This is a genomic window from Micromonospora sp. NPDC049204 (genome assembly GCF_040647935.1).
Lineage (GTDB): Bacteria > Actinomycetota > Actinomycetes > Mycobacteriales > Micromonosporaceae > Micromonospora.
In genome coordinates, this window is sequence record NZ_JBEZDC010000012.1 from 39,550 (window position 1) to 53,638 (window position 14,089).

The 14,089-nt window shown below is 72.1% G+C and carries 10 protein-coding genes and 1 pseudogene; 5 read left to right on the plus strand and 6 right to left on the minus strand.

Translation table 11 applies throughout. The annotated features are described in order from the left end of the window. Positions 1 to 5 precede the first annotated feature (5 nt). Positions 6 to 1,304, minus strand: coding sequence for a DUF58 domain-containing protein (locus AB0A90_RS22305; RefSeq protein ID WP_357251023.1), 1,299 nt, complete (start codon positions 1,302 to 1,304; stop codon positions 6 to 8). Position 1,305: 1 nt separating this feature from the next. Then, complete coding sequence (locus AB0A90_RS22310) at positions 1,306 to 2,358, minus strand: MoxR family ATPase (RefSeq protein ID WP_357251025.1); 1,053 nt, start codon at positions 2,356 to 2,358, stop codon at positions 1,306 to 1,308. A gap of 403 nt (positions 2,359 to 2,761) precedes the next feature. On the opposite strand from AB0A90_RS22310, the gene leuS reads away from it, so the two are divergent. Continuing rightward, positions 2,762 to 5,602: a leucine--tRNA ligase gene (gene leuS / locus AB0A90_RS22315; RefSeq protein WP_357251027.1), complete on the plus strand. Its 2,841-nt coding sequence runs from the start codon at positions 2,762 to 2,764 to the stop codon at positions 5,600 to 5,602. A 103-nt stretch (positions 5,603 to 5,705) separates the two neighbouring features. On the opposite strand, the gene AB0A90_RS22320 is transcribed toward leuS, so the two are convergent. The 4 genes from AB0A90_RS22320 to AB0A90_RS22335 are packed head-to-tail and all read right to left on the minus strand — an operon-like array spanning position 5,706 to position 9,130. Next, positions 5,706 to 6,491: a phosphotransferase gene (locus AB0A90_RS22320; RefSeq protein WP_357251030.1), complete on the minus strand. Its 786-nt coding sequence runs from the start codon at positions 6,489 to 6,491 to the stop codon at positions 5,706 to 5,708. A 2-nt stretch (positions 6,492 to 6,493) separates the two neighbouring features. After that, entirely contained in the window at positions 6,494 to 7,177 is a 684-nt protein-coding gene (locus tag AB0A90_RS22325; protein WP_357251032.1) for a VTT domain-containing protein, read from the minus strand. Next, a complete protein-coding gene (locus AB0A90_RS22330) occupies positions 7,174 to 7,893 on the minus strand; it encodes a glutamine amidotransferase (RefSeq protein WP_357251035.1) in 720 nt (239 codons plus the stop codon). Before AB0A90_RS22330 ends, AB0A90_RS22325 begins: the two co-directional genes overlap by 4 nt. After that, entirely contained in the window at positions 7,883 to 9,130 is a 1,248-nt protein-coding gene (locus AB0A90_RS22335) for a MurT ligase domain-containing protein (RefSeq protein WP_357251425.1), read from the minus strand. Before AB0A90_RS22335 ends, AB0A90_RS22330 begins: the two co-directional genes overlap by 11 nt. 355 nt (positions 9,131 to 9,485) lie before the next feature. On the opposite strand from AB0A90_RS22335, the gene mraZ reads away from it, so the two are divergent. The 4 genes and pseudogenes from mraZ to AB0A90_RS22355 all read left to right on the plus strand — a co-directional run bounded on the left by mraZ (position 9,486) and on the right by AB0A90_RS22355 (position 14,038). Beyond that, the gene (gene mraZ, locus AB0A90_RS22340) at positions 9,486 to 9,917 is read left to right on the plus strand and encodes a division/cell wall cluster transcriptional repressor MraZ (RefSeq protein ID WP_357251037.1); all 432 of its coding nucleotides are present in this window, start codon (positions 9,486 to 9,488) and stop codon (positions 9,915 to 9,917) included. A 205-nt stretch (positions 9,918 to 10,122) separates the two neighbouring features. Beyond that, a pseudogene (rsmH, locus tag AB0A90_RS22345) lies at positions 10,123 to 11,232 on the plus strand (16S rRNA (cytosine(1402)-N(4))-methyltransferase RsmH). Further along, the gene (locus AB0A90_RS22350; protein WP_357251040.1) at positions 11,222 to 11,827 is read left to right on the plus strand and encodes a hypothetical protein; all 606 of its coding nucleotides are present in this window, start codon (positions 11,222 to 11,224) and stop codon (positions 11,825 to 11,827) included. Before rsmH ends, AB0A90_RS22350 begins: the two are co-directional and overlap by 11 nt. Positions 11,828 to 11,830: 3 nt before the next feature. Next, positions 11,831 to 14,038, plus strand: coding sequence for a penicillin-binding protein 2 (locus tag AB0A90_RS22355; protein WP_357251042.1), 2,208 nt, complete (start codon positions 11,831 to 11,833; stop codon positions 14,036 to 14,038). Positions 14,039 to 14,089 lie beyond the last annotated feature (51 nt).

The window sequence follows — 14,089 nt, forward strand, 5'->3', positions numbered from 1 at the left end:
TCCGTTCATCGCACGCCGCCGGCGACCGTCTCCGCCAGCGCGGCGCGCAGGGCGAAGCCCTGGGAGCCCCGACCGGTCTGCGGCCACAGCGTCGGCAGTCGGGCACCGTGGTCGACGCCGACGACCCGCCAGCCACTCTGCAACATGGCGAGGACGGCGGCGGCGTGCGCGTGCTCCGCCTCCGCCCGGGCCTTTTCCGGCAGGCTGAGCCAGGTGGAGCTGTTGAGCAGGAAGCCGATGCAGGTGGCGCCGTTGCCCCGCAGCCCGGCCAGCAGCTCGGCCTCGGCCACGCTCACCGTGCCGAACAGCCCGATGATCAACCCGCCGTCGGCGCGCTGACGGACCCGCTGCACGAGACCTGTCACCTCGGCGCGCTGATCGAGGCGCACCTCCGCGAGGTGGTCGAGCAGCGCCCCGTCACCGCCGGCCTCCGACGCGTCCACGTCGACGCCCGAGCCGGTGACCAGGCGCAGCTTGTAGCCGGCCTGGCGCAGGTGGACGGCGATGCTCGCGGCGGCGGAGACGGACCACTCGAAACTGGCCGTCGGCCCCTCGCCGCGGTGACCGTACGCCCGGGTGTCCAGCACGACGGTGGCTCGGCTCTCCCACGGCTGCTCCTCGCGGCGCACCATGAGCTCGCCGGTACGCGCGGTGGACTTCCAGTGCACCCGACGCAGGTCGTCGCCGCGCCGGTACTCCCGGGTCGCCGCGTCGTCCTCGCCGTGCACCGCCACCGACCGGGCGCGGCTGTCGCCGCTGCCCGCGTACTCCCCGGGGAGCCGGACCGACGGCAGGGGAGTGACCTGCGGGATGACCGTCAGGTGGTCGGTGCTGGGGAAGGACCGGGTGAGTTCGCAGAGGCCGAACGGGTCGGTTATCCGGACCACCAGCGGACCCACGTCGTACCGGCCCCGCACATCGGCCCGCACGGTGTACGCCACCGAACTCGCCTGGTGCGCGCCGAGCCGCTCCAACACCACCCGGGGTCGGCTGCCCAGGGCGTAGGGCAACCGGTCCTCCAGCAGGAGGGTGCCGGTCGGTAGCCGGGAGAGGTTCTGCAGACGCAGCACCACGCGGGAGTTGGCACCGACCGGAACCCGGTGCGGGTCCAGGGACCTGTTGCAGGCCAGCTTGTAACGGCTGCGCCCGACGTAGGCCGCGGCCAGCAACGGCAGGACGGCCAGCAGCACCGCCACCCGCAGCAGGTCCCTCTCGCCGAGGATGCCGGACGAGATCGCCGCCGCGGCCGCGGCGGCGAGGAAGGAGCGCCCGCGGGTGGTCAGCCCGCGCAGCCCGGCACGCACGTCATGGCCTCCGCGGCTCGTAGGGCGCGCGGCCGTTGCCGGAAGCGGGCCGGGTGTCGTACGGGTTGCGCTGCCGGTCGTGCGGCAGCGGCAGGCGGTGCACCAGCTCGGAGACGATCGCGTCGGTGGTGCGCCGGGCGAGCTGCGCGTCGGCGGTCGGGATGATCCGGTGCGCGAGCACCGGCACCGCCAGGGCCTGCAGGTCGTCGGGGAGCACGTAGTCGCGGCCCTCCAGGGCGGCGACCGCCCGGGCGGTGCGCAGCAACTGCAGGGTGGCCCGGGGGGAGGCGCCGAGCCGCAGGTCGGGGGCCTCGCGGGTGGCGGTGACCAGGTCGATCGCGTACTGCTTGACCGCGTCCGCGACGTGCACCTGCCGGACGGTGGCGATGAGCTGCCGGACGATTGCCGCGTCGGAGACCGCTCGCAGCTCGTTCAGCGGGTCGGTGGCACCGTGGCCGTCGAGCATGGCCAGCTCGGCGTTGGAGTCCGGGTAACCCATCGCGATGCGGGCGGTGAACCGGTCGCGCTGCGCCTCGGGCAGCGGGTAGGTCCCCTCCATCTCGATCGGGTTCTGGGTGGCGATGACCATGAACGGGGTCTGGAGCTGGTACGTCACCCCGTCGACGGTGACCTGCCGCTCCTCCATGCACTCCAGCAGCGCGGACTGGGTCTTCGGCGAGGCCCGGTTGATCTCGTCGCCGACCACCAGGTTGGCGAAGACGGCACCCGGGCGGAACTCGAAGTCGTGCGTCTCCTGGTTGTAGACACTGACCCCGGTGACGTCGCTGGGCAGCAGGTCGGGGGTGAACTGGATCCGTCGTACCGTGCAGTCGATGGACCGAGCGAGGGCCTTGGCCAGCTTGGTCTTGCCGACACCGGGAACGTCTTCGATCAGGAGGTGACCCTCGGCGAGCAGGACGGCCAGGGCGAGCCGCACGGTGGCGGTCTTACCCTCGATGACCTGCTCGATGTTGGCCACGATGGCCTCGCTGGCGGCGCGGAACTCGTCGTGCGGCAGTAGGCCGCCCACCTCGTCCCAGGTCTGTTGTGTCACGGGCCTCCTCCTCGTCGCCGTCACGGCAGCTCTCTAGAGAGCACCTGGACCCGCCGTTGGGTTCGCGACGTCGAGCCTCGTTTGCCGCAGGATTCTCACTAGCCTCTCAGGCTAACCATGTTTGTCGTTATCGCCGACCCCCGCAGGTAGTCCGTCGGTTACGCCCCGATATTCGCCGCCTCGGGGGACCCGGCCCGGCGTACCCCTGCGGCCGGCGGGGCGGGCGGCCGGCGCGGTACACTGCGGAACATGGCCGGAGTCTTCCTGCTTCTTACCGGGCCGTGCTGATGCGCTGAACGCAGCGACAGCACGGCGGCCCCTCCTGTGCGAGGGGCATTTTTGTGCCCGCCGCCGGCCCGGCCCGGCGACGCCGAGACGAAGCGAAGCGAAGCGAGGAGAGACGATGAGTGAGGCAGCCGCACCGGCGGGCGACATTCCCCCGTTCCGGTACACCGCAGCCCTGGCCGACGAGATCGAGGTCCGTTGGCAGGACACCTGGGCGCGCGAGGGCACCTTCCACGCACCGAACCCGACCGGCCCGCTGGCCGACCCGACCCACCCCCGCGCCGGCGCGGAGAAGCTGTACGTGCTGGACATGTTCCCGTACCCCTCCGGAGCCGGCCTGCACGTCGGCCACCCGCTGGGCTACATCGGCACCGACTGCTACGCCCGCTACCAGCGGATGGCCGGTCGCAACGTGCTGCACGCGATGGGCTTCGACGCGTTCGGCCTGCCCGCCGAGCAGTACGCGGTGCAGACCGGCACCCACCCCCGGACCACCACCGTGGCGAACATCGAGCGGTACAAGGCGCAGCTGCGCCGGCTGGGGCTGGCGCACGACGAGCGCCGTTCGGTGGCCACCATCGACACCGACTTCTACCGCTGGACCCAGTGGATCTTCCTGCAGATCTTCAACTCCTGGTACGACCGCGACGCCGGCAGGGCCCGTCCGATCGCCGAGCTGATCGCCGAGTTCGAGGGCGGTAACCGGCCCACCCCGGACGGCCGCGCGTGGGCCGAGCTGAGCGTCGCCGAGCGCCGTCAGGTCGTCGACGACCACCGCCTGGCGTACGTCTCGTACGCCCCGGTCAACTGGTGCCCCGGGCTGGGCACCGTGCTGGCCAACGAGGAGGTCACCGCCGACGGGCGCTCCGACCGGGGCAACTTCCCGGTCTTCAAGCGCAACCTGAAGCAGTGGAAGATGCGGATCACCGCGTACGGTGACCGGCTGCTGGACGACCTGGACGCGCTGGACTGGCCCGAGCCGATCAAGCTGATGCAGCGCAACTGGATCGGCCGCTCCACCGGTGCCCACATCGACTTCGCCACGGAGCAGGCGCCGGTGCGGGTGTTCACGACCCGGCCGGACACCGTCTTCGGTGCCACCTACATGGTGCTGGCGCCCGAGCACGAGCTGGTCGACACGCTGGTGCCGGCCGCCTGGCCGGACGGCACGAGGGACGCCTGGACCGGTGGGCACGCCAGCCCCCGGGTGGCCGTCGAGGCGTACCGCAAGGCGGCGGCGGCCAAGACCGACGTCGAGCGGCAGTCCGACACCAAGGAGAAGACCGGCGTCTTCATCGGCGCGTACGCCACCAACCCGGTCACCGGCGGGCAGATCCCGATCTTCATCGCCGACTACGTGCTGGCCGGCTACGGCACCGGCGCGATCATGGCGGTGCCGGCCCAGGACGAGCGGGACTGGGCGTTCGCCGAGGTCTTCGAGCTGCCCATCGTGCGCACCGTGCAGCCGGCGGAGGGCTTCGACGGCAAGGCGTACACCGGGGACGGCCCGGCGATCAACAGCGCCGCGCACGACCGCGGCCTGGACCTGAACGGCCTGGGGGTCGCCGACGCCAAGGCGGCGACCATCGCCTGGCTGGAGGCGAACGGGCACGGCACCGGCGCGGTGACCTACCGGCTGCGCGACTGGCTGTTCTCCCGCCAGCGGTACTGGGGTGAGCCGTTCCCGATCGTCTACGACGAGACCGGCGCGGCCATCGCCCTGCCGGAGGAGATGCTGCCGGTCGAGTTGCCGGAGGTGGACGACTTCTCCCCGAAGACGTTCGACGCCGACGACGCCAACAGCGACCCGGAGACCCCGCTGTCGCGGCGGCGCGACTGGGTCGAGGTCGAGTTGGACCTGGGTGACGGGCCGAAGCGCTACACCCGCGAGACCAACGTGATGCCGCAGTGGGCCGGCTCCTGCTGGTACGAGCTGCGCTACCTGGACCCGACGAACAGCGGGCGGTTCGTCGACGCGGAGAACGAGCGCTACTGGATGGGCCCGCAACGCGAGGGTGACTGCGGGGGCACCGACCTGTACGTCGGTGGCGCCGAGCACGCCGTGCTGCACCTGCTGTACGCGCGGTTCTGGCACAAGGTGCTGTTCGACCTGGGGCACGTGTCGTCGTTCGAGCCGTTCCGCAAGCTGTTCAACCAGGGCATGATCCAGGCGTACGCGTACACCGACTCGCGCGGCAGCTACGTGCAGGCCGAGGAGGTCATGGAGCGCGACGGCGCCTACTACCTGGGCGACCTGACGGTCAACCGCGAGTACGGCAAGATGGGCAAGTCGCTGAAGAACGTGGTGACCCCCGACGACATGTGCGCCGCCTACGGCGCGGACACCTTCCGGGTGTACGAGATGTCGATGGGTCCGCTGGAGGTGTCCCGCCCCTGGGAGACCAGGGCGGTGGTCGGCTCGTACCGGTTCCTGCAGCGGGTCTGGCGGGCCGTCGTCGACGAGGAGACCGGCGAGCCGCGGATCACCGAGGACCCGGCCGACGAGGCGACCCGCCGGCTGCTGCACACGGTGATCGACGGGGTCCGCGGCGACATGGACGGCATCCGGTTCAACACCGCGATCGCCAAGCTGATCCAGTTGACCAACGGGCTGACCGGCCTGTCGGCCACGCCGCGTGAGGTGGCCGAGCCGCTGGTGCTGATGGTGGCGCCGTTCGCCCCGCACGTGGCCGAGGAGTTGTGGCGCAAGCTGGGCCACGACACCTCGCTGACGTACGCGGACTTCCCGACCGCCGACCCGGCGCTGCTGGTGGCCGACACGGTGACCTATCCGGTGCAGGTCAACGGCAAGGTCCGTGGCCGCATCGAGGTCCCCGCCGACGCCGCCGAGGAGACCGTCCGCGCGGCGGCCCTGGACGCGGTGGCCGCGACCCTGGCCGGCAAGGAGCCCCGCAAGGTCATCGTGGTCAAGGGCCGAATGGTCTCGGTAGTCGCCTGACCGGCGTCGATCATGGAGTTGTGGTGCCTGGTATGCCCCTTGGCAGGGGTTTGATCCCCCACCACAACTCCATGATCGACCCGGGTGGTGGGTGGGCGGCCGGTCAGGCTTTCAGCGCGGCCGTAACGACCTCGCGGTGGGTGTGCAGCCAGTCCTGCCAGCGGCGTATCCCGTCGACCGTTCCCTCGTCGCGCAGCCGGCGCATGCCCGGCTCGTCGCGGTCGGCGCCGGCGTCGATGCCTCGCCAGGTGCTCTCGATCTGGTCGAGCATCACGCCCACCAGCTCACCTCGCGCCAGCCTGCCCGGTGCGGTCTCGTTGGACGCCGCGTCGTAGGCGTCGCAGAGGATTCGGCAGCGCCTGCCCAGCTCGACGGGGTCGGCGCCGTCGCCCAACGCGGCCCAGTGCCAACCGGCGAACGCGACGTCCTCGATTCGCCGGCCCGGGGCGGCCAGGTCCCAGTCGACGAAGACCACTGGGAGCGGCCCGGCGGGGAAGTCGCGGTACACCGTGTTCTTCGGCGACAGGTCGCGGTGACACACCGTCTCGGCGTCGCCGGCCAGCTCGGTGCCCGCGCACGCGTCGTGCAACCGTCGGATCAGCTCGGCCAGCCGCACCAGCGCCGGGTCGCTGAAGAACGCCGGATCCTCCTGGTTCCGCCACGGCACCCGCCCCGCGACGTAGCTGAGCATCTGCCGGCCGCGGTCGTCGACGCCCAGGTGGCGAGGCGCGAGGTCCGCGCCCACCTCGGCCAGGTGGCGCAGCAACGCACCGGCGAAGTCCAGGTTGACGGGCGGGGTACGTCGTACCGTGTCGCCGATCCGGACCACGTCGGTGACGAACCCGCCGGACAGGGGCTCCTCGGCCGGATCAGCGGTCGGCTCGGGCACGGTCAGACCGGCATTCGTCGACGTCGGCGCTCAGCGCGCCACCACTGGTGAATGAGCACCACGCCGGCGATCAGGCCGAGGCTGGCCGGGGCGGCGGCGTACCAGTTGATGTCGCCCGGGGAGCTGACCGCGGCGCCGATCGCCGCGTAGCCGAAGGCGGTCGGCGCGGAGGCGATGACGCTCCCGGCCAGGAACGGCAGCACCCGGGCGCCGGTCGTGCCGTAGCCGTAGCTGACCAGCCCGAAGCCGGCGATGGGTAGCAGCCGGACGGTGACCACACCGACCACGCTCTGCCGGGCGAACCAGCCGTCGAGGCGGGCCAGGCGACCACGGACCCGTTCGGCGACGAACTCCCGGCCGAGCAGCCGGCCGACCCCGAACCCGATCGCCGCGGCCACCAGCGCGGCGCCCAGGGCGTACGCGGCGCCCTCCAGCGGGCCGAAGATCGCGCCCGCGGCGAGCGTGACGAAGGTCCGGGGGACCAGGGCGACTAGCAGCAGCGCGCCGCCGAGGATGGCCGCCACCGGGGCGAGGTCCCCCAGCCGGTCCGCCAGCAGGGGTAACTGCGCCGGATCCGGCCGGGGCACCAGGAGCAGCAGGAGCCCGCAACCGCCGATCAGCAGGACGAGCAGGGCGAACCGGGCGGCCGACGGCTGCCGGAGCAGCCGCCGGACGGCTCGGATCATGCCCGGGCGGGGGCCACTGCGGAGCGGCGCTCGTTGCGGAGCCGGTCCGACCAGGTGTCGTCCAGAGGGGGGAGCTGGTGTGCGCCGGTGGCCCAGCGCAGCAGCAGGTCGGCCAGGGCCGGGTTGCGGGCCAGTGCCGGGCCGTGCGAATACGTGCCCAGCAGCTTGCCGCGCCACGCGCCCTCGGTGGCGCCGTCGTTGCCGACCCCGACGCTGACCCGGGCCAGCGGGGCGACCTCCGGACCGAGGTGGGTGCGACCGCCGTGGTTCTCGAAACCGGTGAGCGGGGGCAGACCCAGCCGGGGGTCGATCTCACCGGCCAGCTCGCCGACGGCCCGGCTCTCGCCCCGGTCGGACTGCAGGTCGAGCAGCTCCAGCCCCCGACACTGCACACCCTTGGCGAAGAAGGAGGTGCCGAGCAGTTGGTAACCGGCGCAGACGCCGAACACCACCGACCCCTGGGCGACCGCCCGGTGCAGGCCGCCGTCGGCGATCAGCCGCTGGGCGCCCAACGCCTGCGGGCCGTCCTCGCCGCCGCCGACCAGGTAGATGTCGGCGGTCGCGGGCAGCCGCTGGTCGGAGCGGACCTCCAGCACCTCGACCGGCATGCCGCGTTGGCGGGCCCGGCGGGCGAGGATCAGGGCGTTGCCCCGGTCGCCGTAGGTGGACAGCAGGTCGGGATAGATCCAGACGATGCGCAGGCTCTCAGATGACACGGTCCAACTCCGCTCGGATGTCCTGGAACGCGGTGTAGTTCGCGATGACCTCCAGCCGCCCGGGCGGGACCGACCGGAGCGCGTCGTCGAACGTGCGGACGTGCTGGAACGGGACGTCGTTGACGTCCAGTCGAACCGCCAGGTCGTATGCCCGGTCGCCGGTGATCAACACCTGCCGGCCACGGAGCGGGGCGAAGTCGACGTCGTAGAGCCAGGAGGTGTCCAGACCGTCGGGGTCGCGCGCGTTGATGGAGAGCAGGGTCGGCGCGTCGTCGGCCATGTCGAACGCCTCCAGCCAACTGGCCGGGTTCTTGGCCAGCAGCAGCCGGATGTTGCGCCCGTCCTTGTCGACCTGCGCGTAACGGCCGGCCACCGAGGTGACGATGCCGAGGCGGGACACCGCGTCGACCGGGCGTACGCCGAACTCGGCGGCCACCGCCAGCGCGGTCGCCGCGTTGCCGAGGTTGACCTTGCCGGGCAGCTGGAGGGAGACCTTGTGCCAGGCTCCGGTGGGGTCGAGCACGCCCTCGTCCTCGACGACCCAGTTCGGCTCCGGTCGGCGCAACGGGCAGCCGGTGCACCACCACTGCTCACCGGAGCGCTGGATGGTGGAGCCGCACTCCGGGCAGACCCAGGAGTCGTCGTGCCAGCGCTGGCCGGCGCTGAACCAGGTCACCGGCGGCGGGTTGATGCCCCGGGCGGGGTCCCCCGGCGGGGTGGCCGCCCAGACCACGAGCGGGTCGTCGGCGTTGGCCACCACCCGGACGTTCGTGTGCCGGACCAGCGCCGCACGCCAGAGCTGCGCCATCATGGCGACCTCCTTGGCGCGGTCGAGCTGGTCGCGGGAGAGGTTGAGCAGCGCGACCACGTGCGGCTCGGTCGCCTCCAACACCTGGGCGAGGTAGTGCTCGTCCACCTCCAGCACCGCGTACGGGGTGCTGCCGGCCTTGGCCAGTGCCGAGGTGTGCCCGCTGGGCATGTTGGCGCCGAACGAGTTGGTGGCGACCCGGCCGAGCACGCCGACCGCCGCGGAGGTCAGTCGGGTGGTGGTGGTCTTGCCGTTGGTGCCGGAGACGAGCGCGATCGCACGCCCGGCCGACAGGTGGGCCAGCAGGTCCGGGTCGATCTTCAGGCCGATCCACCCGCCGATCACCGAACCGTCGCCACGGCCGGCCGCCCGGGAGAGCGCCGCGGCGGTCCGTGACACGGAGCTGGCCACCTTGGCCCGTAGGGGCATTTTCGCGTCCGTCACGCGAGCGAGGTTACCGGACCGTCCGCCCCGCCAGATCGCCGCCGACGGTGAACCGTTCGGCCGTGGCAGCGGCGCGGGCGGCCGGGAGGGCCTCCACCGGACGGAGTCGATCTATGTCGGAAAGCGGACCACGCCGGCGGGCCGCCGCGGCCCTCCACTCCGCTCCACCCCTCGTGACGTGCAGTTTTGCCACCGGATCGGACACGCCGCGCGGGCCAATCTGGTTGCAGGTGGAGGGAAGTGGAGTAGAGTGGGGGCCAATGGTGAGGCCGGGAGGGCTCACCGGCCCGGGGGGTCAGCGGCGCCGCGAACGCCGCTCAGGGGCGAGGGGGTAGGGCCGGTGTTTCTCGGCACCCACACTCCACGCCTGGACGAAAAGGGCCGGTTGATCCTTCCGGCCAAGTTTCGGGATGAGCTGGCGGGGGGTGTCGTGGTAACCAAAGGGCAGGAGCGCTGCCTCTACGTCTTCCCGACCCCTGAGTTCCAGCGGATCGCGGACCAGTTGCGCGCGCAGCCGATGACGCACAAGGCGTCCCGGGCCTACAGCCGGGTCTTCTTCGCCAGCGCGCACGACGAGGTTCCGGACAAGCAGGGTCGGGTAACCATTCCGGCCCACCTGCGGGCGTACGCCGCGCTGGACCGCGACCTGGTCGTGATCGGCGCGAGCACGCGGGTGGAGATCTGGGACAAGGCAGCCTGGGAGACCTACCTCGCCGACAGCGAGGACGACTTCGCCGACATCTCGGAGGGGGTGCTGCCCGGCGGTCTGTAGGGCGGAACGGCGCCCGACGTACTGCGAGATCTCCAGCCGCTTTCGAGTTCCTGGCACCCCTTCCCCGGTGCCAGGCGCACGATCCAGTCATCGGGCGACGGTCCGGTGTCCGGCGGGAGCGGATGGGGATCTGGCGGTACGACGGCAGCGCCGTCCGACGACAGGCGCACGAGGAGAACGGACGTTTCAACCAGTGGGGGTCAACATGGGGGAGTTGCGCGGCACGCACGTGCCGGTGCTGCTCGAGCGGTGTCTTGAGCTGCTGGCCCCCGCGCTGGGTCGAGGCGGCCGGACGGTCCACGTCGACGCGACGCTCGGTCTGGCCGGGCACGCGGAGGCGGTGCTCGAGGCACACCCGGAGACGGTCCTGATCGGGCTCGACCGGGACACCGAGGCGCTCGCTCACGCGCGGGTCCGGCTGGCCCGGTTCGCCGATCGGGTGCATCTGGAGCACGCCGTCTACGACGAGTTGCCCGAGGTACTGGACCGGCTGGGCTATCCGGGCATCGACGGCATCCTGTTCGACCTGGGTGTGTCGTCGTTGCAGTTGGACGCGCCCGACCGCGGGTTCGCGTACGCCCAGGACGCGCCACTGGACATGCGGATGGACCAGACCCGGGGGGTGACCGCCGAGGAGGTGGTCAACACCTACGCGCATCCGGACCTGGCCCGGGTGCTGCGGGTCTACGGCGAGGAGAAGTTTGCCGGCCGGATCGCCTCGGCGATCCTGCGGGAGCGGGAACGCGGCCGGATCACCTCGTCCGCGCGGTTGGCGGAGCTGGTCCGGGAGTCCATTCCGGCGCCAGCCCGACGAACGGGCGGTCATCCGGCAAAGAGAACGTTTCAGGCTTTACGGATCGAGGTAAACAGAGAGCTGGCGGCGCTGGAGTCAGCGCTGCCATCAGCACTCGACGCACTGACCGTGGGCGGTCGCATGGTGGTCCTGTCCTACCACTCCCTGGAGGACAGGCTCACCAAGGTGGCGCTCGCGGACCGGGTCCGCAGTAAGGGCCCGGTCGACCTCCCGGTCGAGCTTCCCGGGTCGGGTCCGACGTTCCGGCTGCTCAGCCGGGGCGCCGAACTGCCCGGGGAGGCGGAGGTCGCCGTGAACCCGCGGGCCGCCTCGGTGCGGCTGCGGGCCGCGGAACGACTCGATCCGAACGCGACAGAGCTTGGGCGGACCGACCGCGAACGGTCTCGCCGACGGGTGAAGGGAATGCACCAACCGGGCCCGGGGTCCGCCTGATCCGTGGGGGGTCAGGGGCACCGGGACGGCAGAGGGACGGACGTTGAGGGGGAGGGACATGAACATTGACAAGCGCGGCCGCCGGGACGTCACCGGCGACGGGCAGCGCGCACCGCGGTCGGGGGGCCGGACCGCGGCGGAGCGGGCTCCGCGCCTCGGAAACGGTACGCCACGCATCGATCGAGTGAACCAGCAGGGGGAGACTCGCGCCCGGGGGGCGCGCGAGTTCCCGACCCAGGGCGCCGCCGCGCTGCGGCCGGTCGAGAAGGCCGCCAGCGCCTCCAGCGCCCGGCCGCCGCGGCTGCGGGTCGCACCGCCGTCGCCGATCTCGGTGCCGCGTGCGCCGTTCGCGGCGCTGATCGTGGTGCTGGTGGTCGGCGGGGTGCTGGGCATCCTGGCGGTCAACACCAAAATCAACGAGAACGCGTTCCGGCTGGAGCGGTTGCAGCAGCAGCAGGCTCGACTGGACCTGGAGAAGCAGCAGTTGGACAAGCGGATCGCCGAGTACGAGGCGCCGGGCAACCTGACCGCCGAGGCGCGGCGGCTGGGCCTGGTGGACGCTGGCGAGCCGGGCTACATCCGGCTGCCGGACGGTAAGACCATCGGTGTGCCGCAGCCGGCGACCGGTAAGCCGTCGGTGACCAGCCAGGGTGCGGGAGGCTGACCCGTGCCACGAAGGTCGGACGAGCCGCGCCGGGACCCCACAGGGTCCCGGCGCGGTTCTTCGCGTGACGCCAGCCCCACCGACTCCGAGCCGCGCACCGGCGAGCCCGGCATCGGGGGCATCTCCGGCGCCCGCGCGTACACGCCACGGGGTCGGACCGTCCGCGACGAGCGCGGCACGCCGCCGCGCGCGGTGGGCGCCGAGCAACGGCGTACCCCGCGCAGCACCCGATCCGGCGACCCGTTCCGGCCCGCGTTGCAGGTGCTCGACGGTGGTCGGGCCGCCGCCCGGGCCGGTCGCCGCGACGCCCCGGCCGCCGGACGGGGTGGCGTGGTGCGCACCGTCGCGCCGCGTACCCCCCGAGGACCGGGCGTCGACGAGCCGCCGCCACGCCGACGGACCACGCCGCGCGCGCCACGCCGCGCCGACCGCCCGACGGCCCGGCGGCCGTCCCGCAAGCCACCGCGCCCGCCGAAGCTGGCCGACTCGCGGCTGCGGCTGCGGCTGGGCACCGCCCTGGCCCTGACGTTGTTCGCGAGTATCGGGATCCGGCTGATCTTCCTCCAGGCGGTCGACGCCCCGGCGTATGCCGGGGGCGGCGTCATCGACCGCACCCGCACCGTGGAACTGCCGGCGGCGCGGGGCGCGATCTACGACCGCACCGGCGCCCCGCTGGTGCGCAGCGTCGAGGCACGGTACGTGTTCGCCGATCCCACCGAGGTGAAGGACCAGGCCGGCACCGCCCAGGCGCTCGCACCGCTGCTCGCCATCCCGGCGTCGAAGCTCACCGGGCTGCTCAAGCCCCGCAAGTTGGAGAACGGCAACGACTCCCGATTCGTGTACCTGGCCCGGGGGGTGGAGATCTCGACCGCCAAGCAGGTGCAGGCGCTGGAGCTGCCGGGGATCGGGGTGCACCGCGACGAGCGTCGCGAGGTGCCCGGGGGTGACCTGGCGGCCAACCTGATCGGCTTCACCAGTCAGGACATGGTCGGGTTGGAGGGGCTGGAGGCCCGCTACAACGACGTGCTCGCGGGTCAGGACGGCAAGCGGAGGTACGAGGCCGGCCGCCGTGATCTCGACGCGGCGATCCCGGGCGGTTACAGCCTGACCACGCCCGCCAAGCCGGGCAGCTCGCTGTGCCTCACCATCGATCGTGACCTGCAGTTCCGGACGCAGCAGATCCTCAGCGAGGGCATGGCCCAGGTGCGGGGCGGCACCGGCGCGGCCGTGATCATCGAGATTCCCTCCGGGGAGGTGTTGGCCCAGGCCAGCAATCCCACCTACAGCGCGGCGAAACCGTTCCCGAGTGACCCGGTCGCCCGGGAGGACGCGGCGACCAGCTTCGTCGTCGACCCCGGCTCGGTGCACAAGGCGATCACCTACGGCGCTGCCCTGCAGGAGGGAGTGATCACCCCGGAGACCACGCTGCCCATCCCCAACAGCATCAAGATGGGTGACACCCCGTTCTCCGACACGCATCCCGCCAACGGCAAACGGATGAGCATCCCCGGGATGCTCGCCTACTCGTCGAACGTCGGCACCATCACGATCGCCGAGAAGCTCGGCCGGGACCGGTTGATCGACTACCAGAAGCGGTTCGGGCTGGGCAAGCCGACCGGCGAGGGAATGCCGGGGGAGGCCAGTGGGCGAGTGCTGCCCGCCGACGAGTGGAGCGAATCGTCGCACGGGTCGGTGCCGATCGGGCACAGCGTCGACGCCACGCCGCTGCAGATGGCCGCCGCGTACGCCGCCATCGCCAACAACGGCACGTACGTGCAGCCGCACCTCATCAAGGAGGTGATCGGCCCGGACGGCAAGCGCACCCCCGCGCCCGCCCCGGTGACCCGGTCGGTGCTCAGCCCGCAGAACGCGGCGGCCCTGCGCACCATGCTGGAGGCGGTCACCACTGTCGACCACGCCACCGGCGTCAACGCCGCGGTCCCCGACTACCGGGTCGCCGGCAAGACCGGCACCGGCTCGCGGGTGGTCAACGGCAAGATCGAGACCGACAAGGTGTCCTCCTTCATCGGCATGGCCCCCGCCGAGAACCCCCGCTACGTGATCGCCGTCTTCGTGTACTCGCCCGACGGTGGGGGCGCGGCGATCGCCAATCCGGCGTTCCGCGACATGATGCAGTTCACGCTGCGTCACTACCGGGTGCCGCCGTCCACCGGCGGTTCGGCACCCAAGTTCGTGGTCTATCCGCGCTGAGCAGCGATGGCGGGACATCATCGGTGAGTGCCGACGAACCACCGGGGCGGC